This is a genomic window from Pseudomonas sp. NBB, assembly GCF_032701105.1.
In the GTDB taxonomy this organism is placed as follows: domain Bacteria; phylum Pseudomonadota; class Gammaproteobacteria; order Pseudomonadales; family Pseudomonadaceae; genus Aquipseudomonas; species Aquipseudomonas asiatica.
On record NZ_CP103994.1, the window covers coordinates 2,497,792 to 2,518,245 of the forward strand.

Genomic DNA, 20,454 nt, shown 5'->3' on the forward strand with positions numbered 1-20,454 from the left:
CTCAGCACTGCGGGCAATTGTTGGCAAGCAGGTCGGGACCAAGAATTCCCGACACACCGGGAAGTTTTCCCGGATACAACAAAAAAACCAAAGGTAGCCGTCATGACCCGATCCACACGTCGTCCCGTGTTCGCCTTGAGCCTGGTGCTCAGCGCCATGCTGCTTGCCGGTGCAGCCCACGCCGCTGTCAGCAATGAAGAAATTCTCCAGGACCCGAAGAACCCGCAGCAGATCGTGACCAATGGCCTGGGCGTGCAGGGCCAGCGCTACAGCCCGCTGAACCTGCTCAATACCGACAACGTCAAGGACCTGCGGCCGGTCTGGGCATTTTCCTTCGGTGGTGAGAAGCAGCGCGGCCAGCAGGCCCAGCCGCTGGTCAAGGACGGGGTGATGTACCTGACCGGCTCCTACTCACGGGTGTTCGCCGTGGACGCCCGTACCGGCAAGAAGCTGTGGCAATACGATGCGCGCCTGCCCGATGACATCCGCCCGTGCTGCGACGTGATCAACCGCGGCGTGGCGCTGTACGGCAACCTGGTGTTCTTCGGCACCCTCGATGCCAAGCTGGTGGCGCTGAACAAGGACACCGGCAAGGTGGTATGGAGCAAGAAAGTGGCCGACCACAAGGAAGGCTACTCCATCAGCGCGGCGCCGATGATCGTCAACGGCAAGCTGATCACCGGCGTCGCCGGCGGCGAGTTTGGCGTGGTGGGCAAGATCCAGGCCTACAACCCGGAAAACGGCGAGCTGCTGTGGATGCGCCCGACCGTGGAAGGGCACATGGGCTACGTGTACAAGGACGGCAAGGCGATCGAAAACGGCATTTCCGGCGGCGAGGCGGGCAAGACCTGGCCCGGCGACCTGTGGAAGACCGGTGGTGCGGCGCCTTGGCTGGGTGGCTACTACGACCCGGAAACCAACCTGATCCTGTTCGGCACCGGCAACCCGGCGCCGTGGAACTCGCACCTGCGCCCGGGCGACAACCTGTATTCCTCGTCGCGCCTGGCCCTGAACCCCGACGATGGCACCATCAAGTGGCACTTCCAGAGCACGCCGCATGACGGCTGGGACTTCGACGGCGTCAACGAGCTGATCTCGTTCAACTACAAGGACGGCGGCAAGGAGGTCAAGGCCGCCGCTACCGCTGACCGCAACGGCTTCTTCTACGTGCTGGACCGCACCAACGGCAAGTTCATCCGCGGCTTCCCCTTCGTCGACAAGATCACCTGGGCCACCGGCCTGGACAAGGACGGCCGGCCAATCTACAACGAGGCCAGCCGGCCGGGGGCGCCGGGTAGCGAGGCCAAGGGCAGCTCGGTGTTCGTCGCCCCGGCGTTCCTCGGGGCCAAGAACTGGATGCCGATGGCCTACAACAAGGACACCGGGCTGTTCTATGTGCCGTCCAACGAGTGGGGCATGGACATCTGGAACGAAGGCATCGCCTACAAGAAGGGCGCGGCGTTCCTCGGTGCCGGCTTCACCATCAAGCCGCTCAACGAAGACTACATTGGCGTGTTGCGCGCCATCGACCCGGTCAGCGGCAAGGAAGTGTGGCGCCACAAGAACTATGCGCCACTGTGGGGCGGGGTGCTGACCACCAAGGGCAACCTGGTGTTCACCGGCACGCCGGAAGGCTTCCTGCAGGCCTTCAACGCCAAGACCGGCGACAAGGTCTGGGAGTTCCAGACCGGTTCCGGCGTGCTCGGTTCGCCAGTGACCTGGGAAATGGACGGCGAGCAGTACGTTTCGGTGGTTTCCGGTTGGGGCGGCGCGGTGCCGCTGTGGGGCGGTGAAGTGGCCAAGCGGGTCAAGGACTTCAACCAGGGCGGCATGCTCTGGACCTTCAAGCTGCCCAAGCAACTGCAAACGGCAAGCGCCAGTCGCTAAGCCTGCAACCTGCCGCTTGCTGCCAGGGACCCTGTGGCAAGCGGCCCTACTACCAAATGACGAGAGCCCCGCTGCCAACGATGCATTCGCCCGGCAGGCGGGGCTTTTTACCATCGGCTCATCGCCTGTCGCCGGACAGGCATCGACCCACAGAGGCTCAGCATGATCTACGCACAACCCGGAACCCCAGGCGCCGTCGTGTCCTTCAAACCACGCTACGGCAACTTCATCAACGGTGAATTCGTGCCGCCGCTGGGCGGCCAGTACTTCACCAACAGCTCGCCGGTCAATGGCCAGCCGATTGCCGAGTTCCCGCGCTCCGGCGCCCAGGACATCGAGCAGGCCCTGGACGCCGCGCATGCCGCTGCCGAGGCCTGGGGCAAGACCTCGGTGCAGGACCGCGCCCTGGTACTGCTGAAGATCGCCGACCGCATCGAACAGAATCTCGAAGTACTGGCCGTTACCGAGAGCTGGGACAACGGCAAGGCCGTGCGCGAAACCCTCAACGCCGACGTGCCGCTGGCGGCGGACCACTTCCGCTACTTCGCCGGCTGCATCCGTGCCCAGGAAGGCGGCGCCGCCGAAATCAACGAGGGCACCGTGGCCTACCACATCCACGAGCCATTGGGCGTGGTCGGGCAGATCATTCCATGGAACTTCCCGCTGCTGATGGCCGCCTGGAAACTCGCCCCGGCGCTGGCAGCCGGCAACTGCGTGGTGCTCAAACCGGCGGAGCAGACGCCGTTGTCGATCACCATTTTCGCCGAGCTGATCGCCGACCTGCTGCCAGCAGGCGTGCTGAACATCGTCCAGGGCTTTGGTCGCGAAGCCGGTGAGGCACTGGCCACCAGCAAGCGCATCGCCAAGATCGCCTTCACCGGTTCCACCCCGGTGGGCTCGCACATCATGAAGTGCGCGGCCGAGAACATCATCCCGTCCACCGTCGAACTGGGTGGCAAGTCGCCGAACATCTTCTTCGAAGACATCATGCAGGCCGAGCCCGCGTTCATCGAAAAGGCAGCCGAAGGCCTGGTGCTGGCGTTCTTCAACCAGGGCGAAGTGTGCACCTGCCCGTCGCGGGCGCTGATCCAGGAATCGATCTACGAGCCGTTCATGGCCGAGGTGATGAAGAAGATCGCCAAGATCACCCGTGGCAACCCGCTGGACACCGCGACCATGGTCGGCGCCCAGGCCTCGGAGCAGCAATACGACAAGATTCTTTCCTACTTGCAGATTGCCCGGGAGGAGGGCGCGCAGCTGCTCACCGGTGGCGCTGCCGAGCGGCTCGACGGCGACCTGGCCAGCGGTTACTACATCCAGCCGACCTTGCTCAAGGGCAACAACAAGATGCGCGTGTTCCAGGAGGAGATCTTCGGCCCGGTGGTGGGCGTGACCACCTTCAAGGACGAAGCCGAAGCGCTGGCGATCGCCAACGACAGCGAGTTTGGCCTGGGCGCGGGGCTGTGGACCCGTGACATCAACCGTGCCTACCGCATGGGCCGCGGGATCAAGGCCGGGCGCGTGTGGACCAACTGCTACCACCTGTACCCGGCGCATGCCGCGTTCGGTGGCTACAAGAAGTCCGGGGTGGGCCGCGAGACGCACAAGATGATGCTTGATCACTACCAGCAGACCAAGAACCTGCTGGTGAGCTACGACATCAACCCGTTGGGCTTCTTCTAAAGCCTGAGCTGGCCTCGGGGGCTGCCTTGCAGCCCATCGCAGGCAAGCCAGCTCCTACAGGGACCGCGCAGGCCATGGATCTTGCGCAATCCCTGTGGGAGCGGGCGAGCCCGCGAAGAGGCCGGCACTGCCATGCACAAACCACAGCTGCTCCGTGTTACCCCTACCAACGCACCCCGCAAACCTGTCCCAAAGTAGCATTCGGCCCCGTCGCCCCTCGTGCATTAATGCCTCTACCGGAATCGCCCGGCACCAAGAAGAGGAATGCCCCATGTGGACTAAACCCGCCTTTACCGACCTGCGCATCGGCTTCGAAGTGACGATGTACTTCGCCAATCGTTGATGCCTGTCCGGCCATCAGCGCGATGGCCGGTTCTTCATTGAGCATGCCCGTTGTGAACCTGATCGATCGCGAACAAGCCCTGGCCTTGCGCAAGGGCTTCCGCCTGCGCTGGGAGCCCTGCCGGGCCTGCCATGTGCTGCTGTACCCGGAGGGCACCATCGAACTCAATGCCAGTGCCGGCTGGGTGCTCGAGTTGCTGGACGGCCGGCGCAGCGTGGCGGCGGTCATCGACCGCCTTGCACAGCGCTTCCCCGGGGTGCCGGGGCTGGACGAGGACATCCTGGCGTTCCTGGAGGTGGCCCGTGCCAAGTACTGGATCGAATGAGCCGTGGCCAGGCTTTGGTCTGGTTGCTTTCGCTGCGGGATGCTTTACGCTGGCGGTTACCTTCCAGAACAATAAGAACAGGCTTCCCGATGAGCCAGAGTTTCAGCCCGCTTCGCAAGTTCGTTTCGCCCGAGATCATCTTTGGTGCCGGCTGCCGGCATAATGTCGCCAATTACGCCAAGACCTTCGGTGCGCGCAAGGTGCTGGTGGTCAGCGACCCCGGTGTGATTGCCGCCGGTTGGGTGGCGGACGTGGAGGCCAGCCTGCAGGCCCAGGGCATCGACTACTGCCTGTACAGCGCCGTATCGCCCAACCCGCGTGTGGAAGAGGTGATGCTTGGCGCCGAGATCTACCGGCAAAACCACTGTGATGTGATCGTCGCGGTCGGCGGCGGCAGCCCGATGGATTGCGGCAAGGCCATCGGCATCGTGGTCGCCCACGGGCGCAGCATCCTCGAATTCGAAGGCGTGGACATGATCCGCGTGCCCAGCCCGCCGCTGATCCTGATCCCGACCACGGCCGGCACCTCGGCGGACGTGTCGCAGTTCGTGATCATTTCCAACCAGCAGGAGCGCATGAAGTTCTCCATCGTCAGCAAGGCGGTGGTGCCGGACGTGTCGCTGATCGACCCGCAAACCACCCTGAGCATGGACCCGTTCCTGTCGGCCTGCACCGGTATCGATGCGCTGGTGCACGCCATCGAAGCCTTCGTTTCCACCGGCCACGGCCCGCTGACCGACCCCCATGCGCTGGAGGCCATGCGCCTGATCAACGGCAACCTGGTGGAGATGATCGCCAACCCCACCGATATCGCCCTGCGCGAGAAGATCATGCTGGGCAGCATGCAGGCGGGGCTGGCGTTTTCCAATGCGATCCTGGGTGCGGTCCACGCCATGTCGCACAGCCTGGGCGGGTTCCTCGACCTGCCGCATGGCCTGTGCAATGCGGTGCTGGTGGAGCACGTGGTGGCGTTCAACTACAGCTCGGCACCGGAGCGTTTCAAGGTGATTGCCGAAGTGCTGGGTATCGACTGCCGCGGCCTCAACCACCGGCAGATCTGCGCGCGCCTGGTGGAGCACCTGATCGCGCTCAAGCGTGCCATCGGCTTCCATGAAACCCTGGGCCTGCATGGGGTGCGCACGGCCGATATCCCGTTCCTGTCGCAACATGCGATGGACGACCCGTGCATCCTCACCAACCCGCGTGCGTCGAGCCAGCGTGATGTCGAGGTGGTCTATGGCGAGGCCCTCTGACGAGCAGCAACGGGCGCTGGCCGGGCTGCTGGGGCTGGGCGACCACTCGGCGCGCAAGAGCCATTACCCGGAGCTGGCGGCGCGCCTGGACGAACTGGAGGCCGAGCGCAACCGCTACAAATGGTTGTTCGAAAACGCCGTGCACGGGATTTTCCAGGCCAGCCTGCAAGACGGCATGCGTGCCGCCAACCCGGCGTTGGCACGCATGCTCGGTTACGACAACCCGCAAGCGTTGCTGTTTCCGCTGACGGACCTTGCCGCCAACCTGTTTGTCGGCGGGGCCGAAGAGTTGCACGCCATCACCGCGACCCTCGCCCGTGAACGCAGCCTGCACGGTTATGAAACCCGCTTGCGGCGCAAGGACGGCAGCCACCTTGATGTGTTGATGAACCTGTTGCTCAAGCCAGGTCAGGAAGGGCTGGTGGAAGGGTTTGTCGCCGACATCACCGAACGCAAGCTGGCCCAGCAGCGCCTGCAGCAACTGAATGACGAGCTCGAGCAACGGGTGGCTGCCCGTACCGATGAACTGCTGGAGGCCAACCGCAACCTGCAACAGCAGATCGCCGAGCGCAAACAGATCGCCCGCGCCCTGCGCGATGCCCGCGACGCCGCGGAAACCGCCAACCGCAGCAAGGACAAGTACCTCGCTGCCGCCAGCCATGACCTGCTGCAACCGCTGAATGCAGCGCGGCTGCTGATCTCGACCTTGCGCGAAAGACCGCTGCCAGAAGCGGAAAAAGGGCTGGTGGAGCGTACCCATCAGGCGCTGGAGGGCGCTGAAGACCTGTTGACCGACCTGCTGGACATTTCCCGGCTCGACCAGGCGGCGGTCAAGCCGGACGTGGCGCTGTACCGCCTCGACGAGCTGTTCGGGCCACTGGTCTCGGAGTTCCGCACGGTGGCCGATGCGGCAGGCCTGAAGTTGCGTGCGCGCATTGCCGACTACGCCATCAGCACCGACCTGCGGCTGATGACGCGTATCCTGCGCAACTTTCTCAGCAACGCCTGTCGTTATACCGATGAGGGCAGGATTCTGCTGGGCGCCAGGCGCCGCGGCGATCACTTGCGCCTGGAGGTGTGGGATACCGGGCGGGGCATCGCGGCCGATCGGCTGCAGGCCATTTTCCTCGAGTTCAACCAACTTGACGTAGGCCGTGCCGCCGATCGCAAGGGTGTGGGGCTGGGGCTGGCGATCGTCGAGCGGATCGCCAAGATTCTCGGCTATCGCGTCGAGGTGCGTTCATGGCCGGGGCGTGGCTCGATGTTCAGTATCGACGTGCCGATCGGCGAAGCCATGCCGTTGCCTATCCACCAGGCCGCGCCGCAGCCTGGCGCCGGCAACCCGTTGCCGGGCCGCCGCCTGCTGGTACTGGACAACGAAGTGAGCATTCTAGAGAGCATGGGCGCGCTGCTCGGACAGTGGGGCTGCGAAGTGGTCACCGCGACCGACCAGGCCGGGGCCTTGCTGGCCTTGCAGGGGCGGGCACCGGAATTGATCCTGGCGGACTTTCACCTGGACCACGGTGTTGTCGGCTGCGAGGTGGTCAGGCACTTGCGTGAACATTTCGGCGCCGCCATTCCTGCGGTGATCATCACTGCCGACCGCAGCGATCAGTGCCGACGCTCCTTGAACAAGCTCGGTGCGCCGTTGCTGAACAAGCCCGTCAAACCGGGGAAGTTGCGTGCGGTATTGAGCCAGTTGCTGGGCTGAAGCCTCAACCCCATGGCCTTGCGTGACAGATAACTGAATTCGCAAGCGATCCTCGTACCCTGTGGGAGCGGCTTTAGCCGCGAAGAATCCAACGCGGTGCATGGCACCGGCTGCGCCGGTGTTCGCGGCTAAAGCCGCTCCTACAGGGGGGGCGCAGTGCCAGGTGGCTGTTCCTGAAATGGGACTCTGTATGGCCCTGGTGGATCACAAGTCAGTTGTGTGCCACCGGTGCCTTTGCCTCCAGCAGGGCGGTACCGAGCGTTTGGTGATAGTGCCCGGGGCCAAGCAGGCGCAAGATTCCGGCCTTTTCGAGCTTGCCAAGCACCTTGCCGTTGGCTTCGCACAGTTTCACAACGATCTGGCGTTCATGCAGTTGCTGGATCACTTCCTCCAGGGTCTGCAGCCCGGTGATGTCCATGAAGGGCACCCGCTTCAGGCAAATTACCAGCAGTTCAGGGTCGGTATGCGTTTGTGACAGAGCGCGCTCGAAGGTTTCAGCGGCGCCAAAGAACAGCGGGCCTTCGATGGTGTACACCAGCACGCCGGGGGGCAGCGATTTCTGGCCGTTGCTGTGCAGTTCATTGGCCAGTTCCTCTTCGACCACCTGCTGGACTTCGACGGACGATGCCATGCGGCGCATGAACTGAAGCATGGCGAGGATGACGCCGATATTCACGGCGATCACCAGGTCGCTGAACACCGTCAAGGTGAAGGTGACGAGCAGGATGGCGATGTCGGCTCGCGGTGCGCGCTGCAGCATGCGCTTGAAATGCTTCAGCTCGCTCATGTTGTAGGCGACGACGAACAGGATCGCTGCCAGTGCGCAGAGTGGAATGTTCGACGCCAGTGGCGCCAGGAACAGAATGATCAGTACCAGTGTCAGCGCATGGATGATGCCGGCCAACGGCCCGGTAGCACCATTGCGGATGTTGGTCGCTGTCCGGGCAATGGCACCTGTGGCGGCAAAGCCCCCGAACAGCGGCACTACCAGGTTGGCGACCCCTTGGCCGATCAGTTCCTGGTTCGAGTCGTGCCTGGTCCCTGCCATGCCGTCGGCGACAACAGCAGAGAGCAACGATTCGATGGCCCCCAGCATGGCGATCGCAAAGGCTGGCCCGATCAGTTCGATCACCCGCGCCAGGAAGACTTCGGGCCAGGTCAGTGACGGCAAACCTTGTGGGATAGCCCCGAAGGCGGTGCCGATGGTAGCCACACCGTCAAAATGAAACAGGGATTGGACCAGCGTCGCGAACACCATGGCTACCAGTGGCCCGGGCAGGCGTTTCAGCACGGGCAGCCTTGGGGCCAGGATCAGCAAAGCAAGGCTGCATGTCGCGAGCAGCGTCGTGGCAATGTGGAGGTCCGGCAGGGCTAGCAACAGATGCCACAGTTTTTCGTGGAAGTGCCCACCTTCGATTTCGGGCAGGCCGAAGAAGTCACGCCATTGCCCAACCCAGATGATGATGCCGATGCCGGCGGTGAAACCCACGATCACCGGGTCGGGAATGAACTTGATGACTGCACCCAGGCGGGTAATGCCAAGCACCAGCAGTATGGCGCCAGCCATCATCGTGGCCAGTTGAAGGCCTTCCACTCCGTACTTCGCCGTCACCCCTGCGAGGATCACGATGAAGGCCCCGGTCGGTCCGGCGATCTGCAATCGACTGCCGCCCAGCAAGGAAACCAGCAGCCCGCCTATGATCGCCGTGTAGATGCCTTGCTCCGGCTTGACCCCGGAAGCGATGGCGAAGGCCATGGCGAGGGGCAGCGCAACAACCCCGACGATGAGGCCGGAGACAAGGTTGCGCATCCAGTGTTCACGCTTGAACAGGCCGGCGTTCCAGGCTTCGCGAACCGCGATCATTGCAGGCTCCTTGATAAGGTGCATGCACATAGTATTTAGCATGCCATGGGCCTGTTGTGCCTCTGAGCGAACTGATCGAGCTGAACGAGGCGGAGCAGGGCAGGCGCGGCATCTGCACCCTCAAGCGTTCATATTCGTGAACAGTGCACAATATTGATTTGTTCGCGGCGCTATTTCTCTTGCCCCCGCAATTCCCAAGAATTCGCCTCACTTTCAAATACCGAGGCTTTCCCCATGACCGCCATCAAGCACGCCCTGCTCGCGTTCGCCACCCTGGTCACCCTGTCGTCCACCCTGGCTGTTCACGCCGAGGAGTCGTCGGCATTCGTCGAGCGCAACCATTCCCTCAACGCCCACGCCTTCAGGAAATGACGCCGGTTATGGAGATCATGAACGTGAAACTGCCCGTAACGGGCAAAAGGGCGCTGTTCGCCTTGTCGCTGGCGGCATTGCTGGTCGGCTGTGGCCCGCAGGCGCAGGAGAGTGCTCCGGCGGCGCCGAGTGTGGTGGTGAGCCAACCGTTGAAGTCGACCATCAGTGACTGGGACAGCTTTACCGGCCGGTTCGAGGCAACCGATTCGGTAGAGGTACGCTCGCGCGTCAGCGGCTACCTGGAGAAGGTAGCCTTCCGGGACGGTGCAATCGTGAAGAAGGGCGATCTGCTGTTCGTCATTGATTCGCGCAGCTTCCAGGCGGCGGTGACCCAGGCCCAGGGCAAACTGGCCCAGGCCCGTTCGCAACAGGCTCTGGCCGAACAGGAGTATGCCCGCGCCAAGGTGCTGATCGATTCCAGGACCATTGCGCAGAGCTTGTACGACCAGCGCCTGCAAGCGCGCGAGGCGGCCCGCGCCGAAGTGCTCAGCGCCGAAGGCGCGCTGGCCAGCGCTCGTCTGGACCTCGAGTTCACCCGTATCACCGCGCCCATGAGCGGGCGTATCAGCCGCAAATTGATCAGCGAAGGCAACCTGGTCAACGGTGGCAGCAACGATGCCACCCTGCTGACCACCATCGTCTCGCTCGATCCCATCGACATCTACTTCGACATCGACGAGCAGAGCTACCTGAAGTACCGCCGTCAGTCGGCCGGCAACATTGCCGGGAGCCAGGTGCGCATCGCCCTGCCAGGCGAGCTCCAGGCATCGCTGAGCGGGCGCATGGATTTCATCGACAACCGCCTGGACCCATCCACCGGCACCCTGCGCCAGCGCGCGCGGGTCAGCAACCCGGACCTGGCGTTGAGCCCGGGCCAGTTCGGCCGCGTGCAGTTTTCCGCGCGCCCGGCCTATGAGGCCTTGCTGGTGCCGGATACCGCCGTAGGCATCGATGCCACGCGCAAGGTGCTGTATGTGCTCGATGCACAGAACCGCGTCGAACTGCGCCCGGTACAGCTGGGCAAGCTGCATGACGGCCTGCGCGAAGTGGTCAGCGGCCTGCAGGCCGACGACCGGGTCATTGTCGATGGCCTGCAACGGGTACGCGCCGGGGATACTGCGATCGGTGAACAGCGCAGCCTGACCCGGGTTGCCGCCGCCAACCCGGCCCAGGAGGCGACGCTATGAACCTGGGACGCACCTCGATCGACCAGCCGGTGCTGGCGATAGTCCTCTCGGTGGTGCTGATGATCGTCGGCGGCCTGGCCTACCTGGTGCTGCCGACTGCCGAGTATCCCGACATCGCGCCACCCACGGTAGTGGTCCAGGCCACCTATCCGGGGGCCTCGGCGCAGACCGTCGCCGAGACTCTGGCGATCCCGCTGGAGCAGGAGGTCAACGGTGTCGAGGACATGCTCTACATGTACAGCCAGGCCACCTCCGATGGCAGCCTGAACCTGACCGTGACCTTCAAGGGCGGCACCGACGTCGACAAGGCCCAGGTGCTGGTGCAGAACCGCGTGGCCCTGGCCACACCACGCCTGCCCGAACCGGTGCAGCGCAGCGGTGTGTCGGTGCGCAAGTCCTCGCCGACCCAGCTGTCGACCATTTTCATTTCCTCGCCCAAGGGCACCTATGACCAGCTGTACGTGTCGAACTTCGCCATTCGCACCGTGGCCGATACCCTCAAGCGCATCGACGGCGTTGGCGACATAAACCCGCTGGGCGCGCGTGAGTATTCGATGCGCATCTGGCTGGACCCGGAGCGCGTCGCCGCCTTCGACCTGACCCCGGGCGACATCATCGCCGCCGTGCGTGCGCAGAACACCCAGGTGGCCGGCGGCGTCATCGCCCAACCACCGGTGGCCTCCCAGGCGTTTCAGCCGAACCTGATCTTCGAAGGGCGGCTCAAGGAGCCGGCTGACTTCGACAACATCGTGCTCAAGTCCGGCGAGGCGGGCCGCCTGGTGCGCCTGAAGGACGTGGCGCGTACCGAGATCGCCGGGCTGGCCTACGTCAACAACACCTACTACCTGCGCAACCCGGCCATCGGCCTGCAGGTGCTGCAGCGTCCGGGCGCCAATGCCCTGGCGACCATGCAGGTGGTGGAGCAGACCATGCAGCAACTTAGCAAGGACTTCCCGGAGGGCATCGAATACAGCATTGGCTACAACCCCACGGCGTTCATCGCAGACAGTATCGGTGAGCTGGGCAAGACCATCTACGAGGCGGTAATCCTCGTGGTGCTGGTGGTGCTGTTGTTCCTCCAGGGCTGGCGGCCGTCGATCATTCCGATCCTGGCCATCCCGGTGTCACTGGTGGGTACCTTCGCAGTGATGGCGCTGCTGGGTTTCTCGATCAACAACCTGACCCTGTTCGGCCTGGTGCTGGCGGTAGGGATCGTGGTCGACAACGCCATTGTCGTGGTGGAGAACGTCGAGCGCCACCTGGGCGAGGGCAAGAGCCCGCTCCAGGCGACCATCGTCACCATGCAGGAGATTGGCGGTGCGCTGGTGGCGATCACCCTGGTGCTCTGTGCGGTGTTCATTCCCACGGCGTTCATCCCGGGGATTTCCGGCGAGTTCTTCCGCCAGTTCGGCGTGACCATCGCGGTGGCCACGGCCATTTCGCTGTTCAACTCGCTGACCCTGTCGCCGGCGCTGGCGGCGATGATCCTGCGCCGTCACGGTGGCCATGCGCCGCTGCGTGCCGGTCTGCCGGGCCTGCCGCGGCGCGCTGCCGAAGCGTTCAACCGGGGCTTTGCCCGGCTGTCCAATGGTTATGCCGGCAGCGTCCGCGGCCTGGTTGCCAGGACGCCGCTGATGCTGGCCGTGTATGCCGTACTGATCGCCGCTACCGCCTACCTGATGGTGTCCACGCCCAAGGGCTTCATCCCGGCCCAGGACCGTGGCTACCTGGTGGTGATCGTGCAATTGCCCGACGGCGCATCGCTGGAGCGTACCAATGCGATTTCCCAGCAGATCGAAGCCATCGCCCTGCAGGTGCCGGGTGTGGACAGGGTGCCGACCTTCTCGGGCTTCTCGATGGTCACCGGGACCAACTCGTCCAATTCGGCGGGCCTGGCCCCGGTGTTCGAACCCTGGTCCAAGCGCAAGCTGAAGGGCCGCACATCGGACGTGATCGCGGCCGACTTGCGCGAACGCCTGAAAGCGGTCAGCGGTGCGTCGGTGATTGTCGCCACGCCGCCGCCGGTGCAGGGGCTGGGCAGTACCGGTGGTTTCTCCCTGCGTCTGCAGGACCGTGCCGGGCTAGGCAGTGACGCGCTGGCCAAGGCCACGGCGCAGCTGATTGCCGCCGCCAACGCCACACCGGGCATGACGGGTGTGTATTCGCCGTTTTCGGCCAGCACTCCGCAGGTGTTCGTCGAGCTCGACCGTGAGCGCGCCGAGATGCTGGGCGTGCCAAGCAGCCAGATCAACCAGGCCATAGAGACCTACTTCGGCTCGACCTACATCAACGACTTCAACCTGGTCGGCCGCACCTACCGTGTCACTGCCCAGGCCGACCTGCCTTACCGGGTCACGCCAGAGGACCTGGCGCGGGTCAAGGTGCGCAATCAGGCCGGGCAGATGGTTCCGCTGGCCAGCGTGACGCAGCTGCACGAGGCCCTGGGGGTAGAGCGCTTCCCGCGTTACAACCTTTTCCCTACTGCCGAGATCAACGGTGACACCTTGCCAGGCCTGGGTTCGACCTATGCCATCGAGACCATGGAGCGCCTGGCCAAGGTGAATCTGCCGGCGGGCATCAGCTACCAGTGGACCGACCTGAGCTACCAGCAGACCACCGCCGGCAACATGGGCCTGCTGGTCTTCCCGCTCTGTGTGGTGTTCGTCTACCTGGTGCTGGCGGCGCAATACGGCAGCTGGAGCCTGCCGCTGGCGATCCTGCTGATCGTGCCGATGTGCCTGCTGGCCGCGGCCGGTGGCGTGCGCCTGATGGGCCAGGACATCAACATCCTCACCCAGATCGGTTTCATCGTTCTGGTGGGCCTGGCGGCAAAGAACGCCATCCTCATCGTCGAAGTGGCCCGGCAGCTGGAGAAGGAAGGGCAGGGTACGGTCGAGGCGGTGGTGGAAGCCTGTCGCCTGCGCCTGCGGCCGATCCTGATGACCTCGCTGGCGTTCATCCTTGGCGTCTTGCCGCTGGTGCTGTCCGAGGGGGCCGGTTCCGAGATGCGCCTGGCGGTGGGGGCTGCGGTGTTCTTCGGGATGATCGGGGTAACCCTGTTCGGCCTGGTGTTCACACCGATTTTCTATGTGCTGGTTCGTCGCCTTGCCGGCGGCGAACGGCAGGTATCGTCACAGCCTTCGGCTGTCGAACAGGACTTCCAGCAATGAACATGCGTCTTCGTTTCCCCGTACTGGGTTTTACTGCGGCGCTGCTGGCTGCATGCGCTGCCCCGAGCTTGCCGCCGCCCAGCGCTGCACCTGTGCAGCATTACCTCAATGCCCGCTCCGAAGCACCGCTGGCTGTGACCGAACAGTGGTGGCGCGGCTATCACGATCCGCTGCTCGACCGCCTGGTGCAGCGGGCATTGGATGATAACCTCGATCTGCAGGTTGCCCTGGCGCGCATCGATGCAGCCCGGGCTCTGAGGGCAGTCAGCGCTGCGGCCGGCAGCCCGGCCCTGGACTTCGGCGCCAGTGCCGCACGCCAGCGTACCTCGGCTTACCAGACCGGCTACAGCGAGGCACTGATCGATGCGCCGATCTCGTTGGGCCTGGGCGCCAGCTGGGAGCTTGACCTGTTTGGCCGCATCCGTGAAGGCGTCCGCGCTGCTGACGCCGAGGTGACGGCAAGTGAAGAGCAAGCCCATGCAGTAAAGGTTGCGCTAGTGGGTGAAGTGGTCCAGGCCTATGCCCAGGCCCGAGGCCTGGAGCAGCGCCTGGAGATCGTCCGCCAGAGTGCCCAGAGCCAGGCCGAGACCTTGCAGTTGAGCGAGCAGTTGTACGCGGCGGGCAGCAGCCCGGAGGCCGACCTGCTGCGGGCCCGCGCCCAGGCCGACCGCACTGCGGCCCGGGTGCCGGCGCTGCGCCTGGAGTGGCAGCGCACCGTGCACCGGCTTTCGGTGCTGCTGGCCATGTCCAGTGCCGAGTTGTACGGGCAGATGCATGCCAACCCGGCGAGTGTGCGTGAGGTGGCCTTGCAGGATGCTGGCACGCCTGCGGACCTGCTGCGTCGGCGTCCTGACGTGAAGGCTGCCGAGGCACGGGTGGTTGCCGCCTATGCGCGGGTTGGCGTGGCCAAGGCAGAGCTGATGCCACGTCTGAGCCTGTCGGCGGCGTTGGGTTCGTTGATCAATGGCATGAGCGCGGCCACGCTGGCCAACTCGACCTTCTGGCTGGCCGGCGTCAATGCCAGCGCGCCATTATTCGATGGTGGCCGGCGCAAGGCGCAGGTGCAGGTCCGGGATGCCGAGGCGCGGGAGGCGTTGCTGAGTTACCGGCGCACGGTACTGGTGGCGGTGTCGGAGGTGGAATCGGCACTCGCGGCGGCCCAGCGCAATGCGGAGCGCCAGGTACTGCTGGCACGTGCCAGCGAGCAGTCGACCTCGGCCTTCGAGCAGATCCGCCGTTCGTGGCAGGCTGGCGAGGCGCCGTTCCTTGATGTGCTGGAGGCCCAGCGCAACCAGCTCAGTGCCCTGGATGCCCTGGCCACGGTACGCACTGCCCAGTGGCAGAACCAGGTGGCACTGGTCAGTGCGTTAGGCGGGTAAGCGTAATGGGGGCTGCCTGGCAGCCCCAGCGTCTACGACTCAAACCTGATCGATCGGAATGCCGTGGTTGTTCTTCCACATCAGTACCACGCCACTGGCAATCAGCGCCACGACGATCAGGTAGACGTTGAACACCCAGCCAATCTGCTCCGAGTAAAGCCAGGTTGTCACATACGACGCAGTTCCCCCGAATACCGCCACACCCAACGAAATGCACACACCGAACATCCGCGTGCGATAACGGGTAGGGACTTGCTCGGAAATCGATGCGGGCTTGCAGCCGGTGATGAAGGCCACCAGCATCAGGCCGGCAGTCTGCGCCACCATCAGGGTCCACGGCTCGCTGGAGATCATGCCCCACAGAGGGAACAGGGTTGCCGCGATACCCAGCAGCGAAATCAGTGCACAGACCTTGCGCCCCACCTGGTCCGAAACCCAGCCGCAGACCGGCAGGAAGGCGAGATAGATGACCTGGGCGACGCAGCTCATCATGAAGGCGTTGTGCGGGTCCATGCCCTTCACGCTCATGGCATAGATCGATGCCGACGTGACCCAGGTGTAGTAGGTCAGGGTGGCGCCTGCTTCATACAGGAACAACCGCACACCATGTTGCAGTACCTGCCCGCGGCTCCAGCAAGTAGTGTGCTGCGTTGCGCTGGCGGTGCTAGGGCTGTGGTCGCTTTCCATCATGTTGCGGCGCAGCCACAGGGCAACCACCGCCAGCAGGCCACCGGTGGCGAAGGGGATGCGCCAGCCCCAGTCCTGCATCTGCTCGGTGCTCAGCATCGAGGTCAGCAGGGCCATGTAGAAGGTTGCCAGCAGCGAGCCGCTGCCCACCGCGAAGAACACCGTGCTCGACCACAACCCCCGGCGCTTTGGCGGGGCGATCTCGGCGATGTAGGCGTAGGACGTGGTGGTCTCTCCACCGTGGGCGAAGCCCTGGACCAAGCGCGCACAGAGCAGCAATCCGGAAGCCCAGCTGCCGATCGATTCATAGGAAGGGATGAACGCGATCAGCAGGCTGGCGCCGGCCATCAGCAGCATGGTGCTGAGCAGCACGGTGCGTCGGCCGAGGCGGTCGGCGAGGATACCGAAGACGATGCCGCCCAATGGCCGCAACAGGAAACCTGCGGCGAACACCGCCAGGGTGGCGAGCAGCGCCGAGGTGGGGTTGCTCTTGTCGAACAAGGCACTGGCAATGTAGACGGAGGCAACGGTGTAAAGGGTCCAGTCGAACCACTCCAGCAGGTTGCCGACGCCGGTAGCAAGCAAGGACTTGCGACGCAGGCGCGTGGCGTCAGGTGCAGCGTAGGCAACGCTGCCTGGCAGGGTCTCGGTCATGTTGTTCATTGTAGTCTCCGAGCGAATGGGGCGGGCAGCACCCAAGACGGCGCTGCCCGTATTGCGGGGCGGGTCAGCTCGCCATGTGGGCCAGGGCCACTTCCTCGATACCGGCGGCATCGAGCTTGTAGTGCTGGTACAGGTGGGTCGGCGGCGCGATCAGGCTGTATTCGTCGTAGATGCCATGACGCTTGAGCTTGACCCCGACGCCTTCGTCGGCCAGCACCTCGGCCACCGCGGCGCCCAGGCCACCGAGCACGTTATGCTCCTCGACGGTCATCATCCGCTTGCTGCGCGCAGCGGCCTGGAGGATCGTCTCGCGGTCGATCGGCTTGATCGAGGCCATGTCGATCACGCCCACCGAACGGCCTTCGGCATTGAGCTTGCGGGCCGCGGCAAGCGCCGGGTGTACGGTGATGCCACAGGCGATGATGGTCAGCTCTTCACCCTGCAAGTGCTCGGTGGCCTTGCCGAACTCGAAGGTTGTGCCGTGCTCGTAGATGATCGGGTCGCGGCCGCGACCGATACGGAAGTACACCGGTTTGTCGTAGCTGGCCGAGGCCTTGATCGCTGCCGCCAATTGCGGGCCGTCGGAGGGCGAGACCACCGCCAGGTCGGCGATCGAGCGCATGGTGGCTATATCCTCGGTGGCATGGTGCGAGGTGCCGTAGAAGCCCAGCGAGATCCCAGTATGGTGGCCGATCAGGCGCACCGGCTGGGCCGAATAGGCCACGTCCATGCGGATCTGTTCGCAGCACAGCAGGCCCAGGAACGAGGCGAAGGTCGCCACGAACGGCATCACCCCGCAGGTGGCCAGGCCGGCGGCAGCGGTGACCATGTTCTGCTCGGAGATGCCGAACTGGATGTAGCGGTCGGGGAACGCCGTGGCGAACTTGTTCAGGCCATTGGAATACTGCAGGTCTGCCGAGCCTGCCATAACCGGATGGCCTTCACGGGCCAGCTCGATCAGGGCATCGGAGAGGTAGGACAGCCCTGGGTTCATGGCATTCAGGCCACGGTATTGCCAGGAGTTGGGGGACAGGGGGGCGTTCATGTTTCAGATCTCCTTGGCTTCGATTTCAGCGATCGCGCGTTTGGCGTCTTCAGGGTCCAGGTAGCCCAGGTGCCAGCCCGGCTCGGTTTCCATATAGGAAACACCTTTGCCCTTGACGGTCTTGGCGATGATGCACACCGGCTTGTCGCGGTTTTCGTCGGCCTTGACCTTGCGCAGGGTGGTGGCAACCGCGCGGATGTCGTGGCCATCGATGACGTGCACTTCCCAGCCGAAGGCGCGCCATTTTTCGTCCAGCGGCTCGACGCCGATCACGTCGTCGACGCTACCGTCGAGCTGGAAGCCGTTTCGGTCGACGATCGCGATCAACCGGTTGGCCTTGTGGTGGGCGGCACCCATGGCAGCTTCCCAGACCTGGCCTTCCTGCATTTCGCCGTCACCGAGCATGACGAACACGTCGTAGCTTTCGCCAGTGAAACGCTGGGCCAGGCACATGCCCAGGCCCCCGGAAAGGGCGTGGCCAATGGAGCCGGAAGAGAAGTCGATGCCGGGTACCTTGCGCATATCAGGGTGATCACCCAGAGGGCTACCCAGTCGCGTGTAGTCATCCAGCCACGCCTTGGGGAACATGCCGAGGTCGGCAAGTATCGGGAACTGGCCAACGGCCGCGTGGCCCTTGCCCATCAGGAAGCGGTCGCGCCCGGCCCAGCCCGGCTCCTCGGGGCGCAGGTTCATCACGTCGTAGTACAGCGCCGAGAACAGTTCGGCAGCGGAGAACACCGAGGTGTAGTGGCCGGTCTTGGCGATCTCGATCAGGCGAATGGTTTCCAGGCGGACGAATTTCGCCCGTTCGCGCAGGTGGGCGACGGTCTCGGCGCTGGGCACGAAATCGCTGGCTTTCCAGGCCTCAAGGGTTTTACGGGGTGTAGCCATCTCTACCTCCAAATGCAGGCATAGCAGGGTGGGTGTTGCCGGGGGAAATCAGCGGGTCAGGGATTCGAGTGCGCGCATGGCTTCGATCAGTTCACCGCTGTGTAGGGGTTGGCCGTTGCCACGCACGAAGTTGCGTGCGTGGGGGGCTTGCAGGGTGGGTTCGGCGACCTTGAGCAAGATGGCGTCGTCGACGCCCGTCACACCCAGTTCGGCCAGGTTGCAGGGCAGCCCGATGCGTCGGTAGAAGGCCAGCAATTCGGCCATGAACGCCGCTTCGCGGTCTTCAAGTACCAGTTGCACCAACAGACCATAGGCAACCTGCCAGCCATGCACCTGGTCGCGGGCACCGGGGATCTTCGACAGGCCACGGGTCATCGCGTGGGCGATGGACAGGCCGCCACTCTCGAAGCCCAGGCCGCTCATCAGCAGCACGGCTTCGATCAGGCGTTCGAACGCTTCGTTGACCTGGCCGCTGCCGGCCAGCGCCAGGCCCTCTTCGGCATGGGCGCGCAGCACGGTATAGCATTCGCGGGCCAGGGTGACCCCGGCAATCGACGGGCGAGCGCCAAACATGTTCACGCCGCCGGCTTTGAGGCATTGCTCGGCTTCGAACTTCTTGGTCAGTGCGTCGGCGATGCCGGCCAGAAGGAAGGGGCGCGGGGCCTGGGCTATCAGGCGGGTGTCGACCAGGACATAGCGTGGGCTGCTGAGCAGGTGGCCGACTTCGCTGAGTTGGTGATGCTCGTCGTATACCACGAAGTTTTTCGAAGTAGGCGCATCGTTGGAGGCAACCGTGGGCATGCTCACCAGCGCCGCACCGCAGGTGTGGGCCAACGCCTTGCCGGCATCGATCGATTTGCCGCCACCGACCGCCAGGACCACGTCGAAGTCGAAGCGCGCGGCCGATTGGCGCAGGCCGGCGATGCCCTTGGCGGTGATTTCGCCATCGAAGGTGATGTAGTGCAGTTGCACATCGGCGCGAGCGCAGGTGGCGTCGAGGCGCTCCTTGACCAAGCCGATCACGAAGCTGTCGATGACCACCACGGCTCGGCGGCCGCAATGGGCCAGGTACTGGCCTGCCTCGTCAAGAACATCGGGGCCTTGCACATAGCGCCCGGGTGAGCCGAATACCAGATTCATACGGCACCTCTTTATGACTGTTTGTTGTTGTTATGCGAGACCTCAGGGGATCTGCGTCATTTGTGATGCATCATATATCATGCGTGATGGCCGTCAAGCTTGTTCGGGGGCAGTGGTAGCCATCTGTCTGTCGAATGGGATATCAGGCGATGGAGTAGCCGCCATCGACGGCCAGCGTGGTGCCGGTGATATAGCGGGCGCTGTCAGACGCCAGGAAGGCGATGGCATTGGCCACGTCCTCGGGTTGGCCCCAGGCGTTCATCGGGATGCGTGACAGAATGCCGGCCGAGCGGGTGGGGTCTTCATAGGCTCGGCGCGACAGCTGGGTGAGGATCCAGCCCGGGGCCACGGCATTGGCGCGCACACCGTCGGCGGCCCAGGCCACCGCCTGGCAACGGGTCAGCTCGCTGATCGCGGCCTTGCTCGAGGCGTAGGCGGGGGTCTTGGCCGAGCCGAAGATGCCCCACATCGAAGCGAAGTTGATCACCGCGCCGCGCGCCACTTTCAGGCCCGGCAAGGCGGCATTGCTGATGCGCAGGACGGCGGTCAGGTTGACGTCGAGCACGCGGTTGAAACCGTCGATTTGCCATTCCCGGTTGTGGTCGATCACGCCGGCGGCATTGACCAGGGCATCGACGCGCTCGAAGCGGCTGAAGAAGCCATTGACCTCGGCATCGCTGGTCACGTCCAGCACCTGATAGTGGATGCCTTCGACCCGTGCTTCAGGTTCGCCCAGGCCCAGGGTGTGCACCTGATAGCCATCGGCAAGCAGGCGCTGCGCGGTTGCCAGGCCGATGCCCGAGCCGCCGCCGGTGATGATTGCAATCTTGCTCATGGGTGTAGCTCCTTTCGGG

General features: G+C 64.2%; 16 protein-coding genes. 10 read left to right on the forward strand and 6 right to left on the reverse strand.

Features of this window, described 5'->3' with window-relative positions:
- Window positions 1-102: 102 nt before the first annotated feature.
- The 6 genes from pedH (at window position 103) to NY023_RS11625 (ending at window position 7,202) form a co-directional block, all read left to right on the forward strand.
- A complete protein-coding gene (pedH, locus tag NY023_RS11600; protein ID WP_024086834.1) occupies window positions 103-1,887 on the forward strand; it encodes a PQQ-dependent alcohol dehydrogenase PedH in 1,785 nt (594 codons plus the stop codon).
- 162 nt (window positions 1,888-2,049) lie between these two features.
- On the forward strand, window positions 2,050-3,570 hold the full coding sequence (locus NY023_RS11605) for an aldehyde dehydrogenase family protein (protein ID WP_024086835.1): 1,521 nt from the start codon (window positions 2,050-2,052) through the stop codon (window positions 3,568-3,570).
- A 271-nt stretch (window positions 3,571-3,841) separates the two neighbouring features.
- Window positions 3,842-3,913 carry a pyrroloquinoline quinone precursor peptide PqqA gene (gene pqqA / locus NY023_RS11610; RefSeq protein WP_003253598.1) on the forward strand — a complete coding sequence of 24 codons (72 nt, stop codon included), beginning with the start codon at window positions 3,842-3,844 and terminating at the stop codon, window positions 3,911-3,913.
- 52 nt (window positions 3,914-3,965) lie between these two features.
- Window positions 3,966-4,238 carry a pyrroloquinoline quinone biosynthesis peptide chaperone PqqD gene (gene pqqD / locus NY023_RS11615; protein ID WP_003257646.1) on the forward strand — a complete coding sequence of 91 codons (273 nt, stop codon included), beginning with the start codon at window positions 3,966-3,968 and terminating at the stop codon, window positions 4,236-4,238.
- Between the two features lie 89 nt (window positions 4,239-4,327).
- The gene (gene ercA / locus NY023_RS11620; protein ID WP_013972181.1) at window positions 4,328-5,491 is read left to right on the forward strand and encodes an alcohol dehydrogenase-like regulatory protein ErcA; all 1,164 of its coding nucleotides are present in this window, start codon (window positions 4,328-4,330) and stop codon (window positions 5,489-5,491) included.
- Window positions 5,475-7,202: a NahK/ErcS family hybrid sensor histidine kinase/response regulator gene (locus tag NY023_RS11625; protein ID WP_013972182.1), complete on the forward strand. Its 1,728-nt coding sequence runs from the start codon at window positions 5,475-5,477 to the stop codon at window positions 7,200-7,202. The genes ercA and NY023_RS11625 overlap by 17 nt, the downstream gene beginning before the upstream one ends.
- A 211-nt stretch (window positions 7,203-7,413) precedes the next feature.
- Here the strand turns inward: NY023_RS11625 and NY023_RS11630 are convergent, their stop codons facing one another.
- The gene (locus NY023_RS11630) at window positions 7,414-9,066 is read right to left on the reverse strand and encodes a SulP family inorganic anion transporter (protein ID WP_024086836.1); all 1,653 of its coding nucleotides are present in this window, start codon (window positions 9,064-9,066) and stop codon (window positions 7,414-7,416) included.
- Between the two features lie 234 nt (window positions 9,067-9,300).
- Between NY023_RS11630 and NY023_RS11635 the strand changes: the two genes are divergently transcribed.
- From NY023_RS11635 to NY023_RS11650, 4 genes are read left to right on the forward strand one after another with little or no spacing between them, the layout of a single operon-like run.
- Complete coding sequence (locus NY023_RS11635; RefSeq protein ID WP_023662445.1) at window positions 9,301-9,438, forward strand: hypothetical protein; 138 nt, start codon at window positions 9,301-9,303, stop codon at window positions 9,436-9,438.
- 17 nt (window positions 9,439-9,455) lie between these two features.
- Window positions 9,456-10,625 (forward strand): efflux RND transporter periplasmic adaptor subunit, encoded by a 1,170-nt coding sequence (locus NY023_RS11640; RefSeq protein WP_038410393.1) that lies wholly within the window; start codon window positions 9,456-9,458, stop codon window positions 10,623-10,625.
- The gene (locus NY023_RS11645; protein ID WP_013972185.1) at window positions 10,622-13,795 is read left to right on the forward strand and encodes an efflux RND transporter permease subunit; all 3,174 of its coding nucleotides are present in this window, start codon (window positions 10,622-10,624) and stop codon (window positions 13,793-13,795) included. Before NY023_RS11640 ends, NY023_RS11645 begins: the two co-directional genes overlap by 4 nt.
- Entirely contained in the window at window positions 13,792-15,174 is a 1,383-nt protein-coding gene (locus NY023_RS11650) for an efflux transporter outer membrane subunit (RefSeq protein ID WP_013972186.1), read from the forward strand. Before NY023_RS11645 ends, NY023_RS11650 begins: the two co-directional genes overlap by 4 nt.
- Window positions 15,175-15,213: 39 nt before the next feature.
- Here the strand turns inward: NY023_RS11650 and NY023_RS11655 are convergent, their stop codons facing one another.
- From NY023_RS11655 to NY023_RS11675, 5 genes are all read right to left on the reverse strand, one after another.
- Window positions 15,214-16,524: an MFS transporter gene (locus NY023_RS11655; protein WP_013972187.1), complete on the reverse strand. Its 1,311-nt coding sequence runs from the start codon at window positions 16,522-16,524 to the stop codon at window positions 15,214-15,216.
- A gap of 64 nt (window positions 16,525-16,588) precedes the next feature.
- Entirely contained in the window at window positions 16,589-17,569 is a 981-nt protein-coding gene (locus NY023_RS11660; RefSeq protein WP_003257656.1) for a transketolase family protein, read from the reverse strand.
- 3 nt (window positions 17,570-17,572) lie between these two features.
- Window positions 17,573-18,460: a transketolase gene (locus NY023_RS11665; protein ID WP_003257657.1), complete on the reverse strand. Its 888-nt coding sequence runs from the start codon at window positions 18,458-18,460 to the stop codon at window positions 17,573-17,575.
- A 48-nt stretch (window positions 18,461-18,508) separates the two neighbouring features.
- Complete coding sequence (locus NY023_RS11670) at window positions 18,509-19,600, reverse strand: glycerol dehydrogenase (RefSeq protein WP_013972189.1); 1,092 nt, start codon at window positions 19,598-19,600, stop codon at window positions 18,509-18,511.
- 142 nt (window positions 19,601-19,742) lie between these two features.
- A complete protein-coding gene (locus tag NY023_RS11675; RefSeq protein WP_013972190.1) occupies window positions 19,743-20,435 on the reverse strand; it encodes an SDR family NAD(P)-dependent oxidoreductase in 693 nt (230 codons plus the stop codon).
- Window positions 20,436-20,454 lie beyond the last annotated feature (19 nt).

Excerpts from the sequence above, each read along its gene's own strand:
- pedH (WP_024086834.1), top strand. The coding sequence starts at position 103 with ATGACCCGATCCACACGTCGTCCCGTGTTCGCCTTGAGCCTGGTGCTC.
- NY023_RS11605 (WP_024086835.1), top strand. The coding sequence starts at position 2,050 with ATGATCTACGCACAACCCGGAACCCCAGGCGCCGTCGTGTCCTTCAAA.
- ercA (WP_013972181.1), top strand. The coding sequence starts at position 4,328 with ATGAGCCAGAGTTTCAGCCCGCTTCGCAAGTTCGTTTCGCCCGAGATC.
- NY023_RS11625 (WP_013972182.1), top strand. The coding sequence starts at position 5,475 with ATGGCGAGGCCCTCTGACGAGCAGCAACGGGCGCTGGCCGGGCTGCTG.
- NY023_RS11630 (WP_024086836.1), bottom strand. The coding sequence starts at position 9,066 with ATGATCGCGGTTCGCGAAGCCTGGAACGCCGGCCTGTTCAAGCGTGAA.
- NY023_RS11635 (WP_023662445.1), top strand. The coding sequence starts at position 9,301 with ATGACCGCCATCAAGCACGCCCTGCTCGCGTTCGCCACCCTGGTCACC.
- NY023_RS11640 (WP_038410393.1), top strand. The coding sequence starts at position 9,456 with ATGAACGTGAAACTGCCCGTAACGGGCAAAAGGGCGCTGTTCGCCTTG.
- NY023_RS11645 (WP_013972185.1), top strand. The coding sequence starts at position 10,622 with ATGAACCTGGGACGCACCTCGATCGACCAGCCGGTGCTGGCGATAGTC.
- NY023_RS11650 (WP_013972186.1), top strand. The coding sequence starts at position 13,792 with ATGAACATGCGTCTTCGTTTCCCCGTACTGGGTTTTACTGCGGCGCTG.
- NY023_RS11655 (WP_013972187.1), bottom strand. The coding sequence starts at position 16,524 with ATGAACAACATGACCGAGACCCTGCCAGGCAGCGTTGCCTACGCTGCA.
- NY023_RS11660 (WP_003257656.1), bottom strand. The coding sequence starts at position 17,569 with ATGAACGCCCCCCTGTCCCCCAACTCCTGGCAATACCGTGGCCTGAAT.
- NY023_RS11665 (WP_003257657.1), bottom strand. The coding sequence starts at position 18,460 with ATGGCTACACCCCGTAAAACCCTTGAGGCCTGGAAAGCCAGCGATTTC.
- NY023_RS11670 (WP_013972189.1), bottom strand. The coding sequence starts at position 19,600 with ATGAATCTGGTATTCGGCTCACCCGGGCGCTATGTGCAAGGCCCCGAT.
- NY023_RS11675 (WP_013972190.1), bottom strand. The coding sequence starts at position 20,435 with ATGAGCAAGATTGCAATCATCACCGGCGGCGGCTCGGGCATCGGCCTG.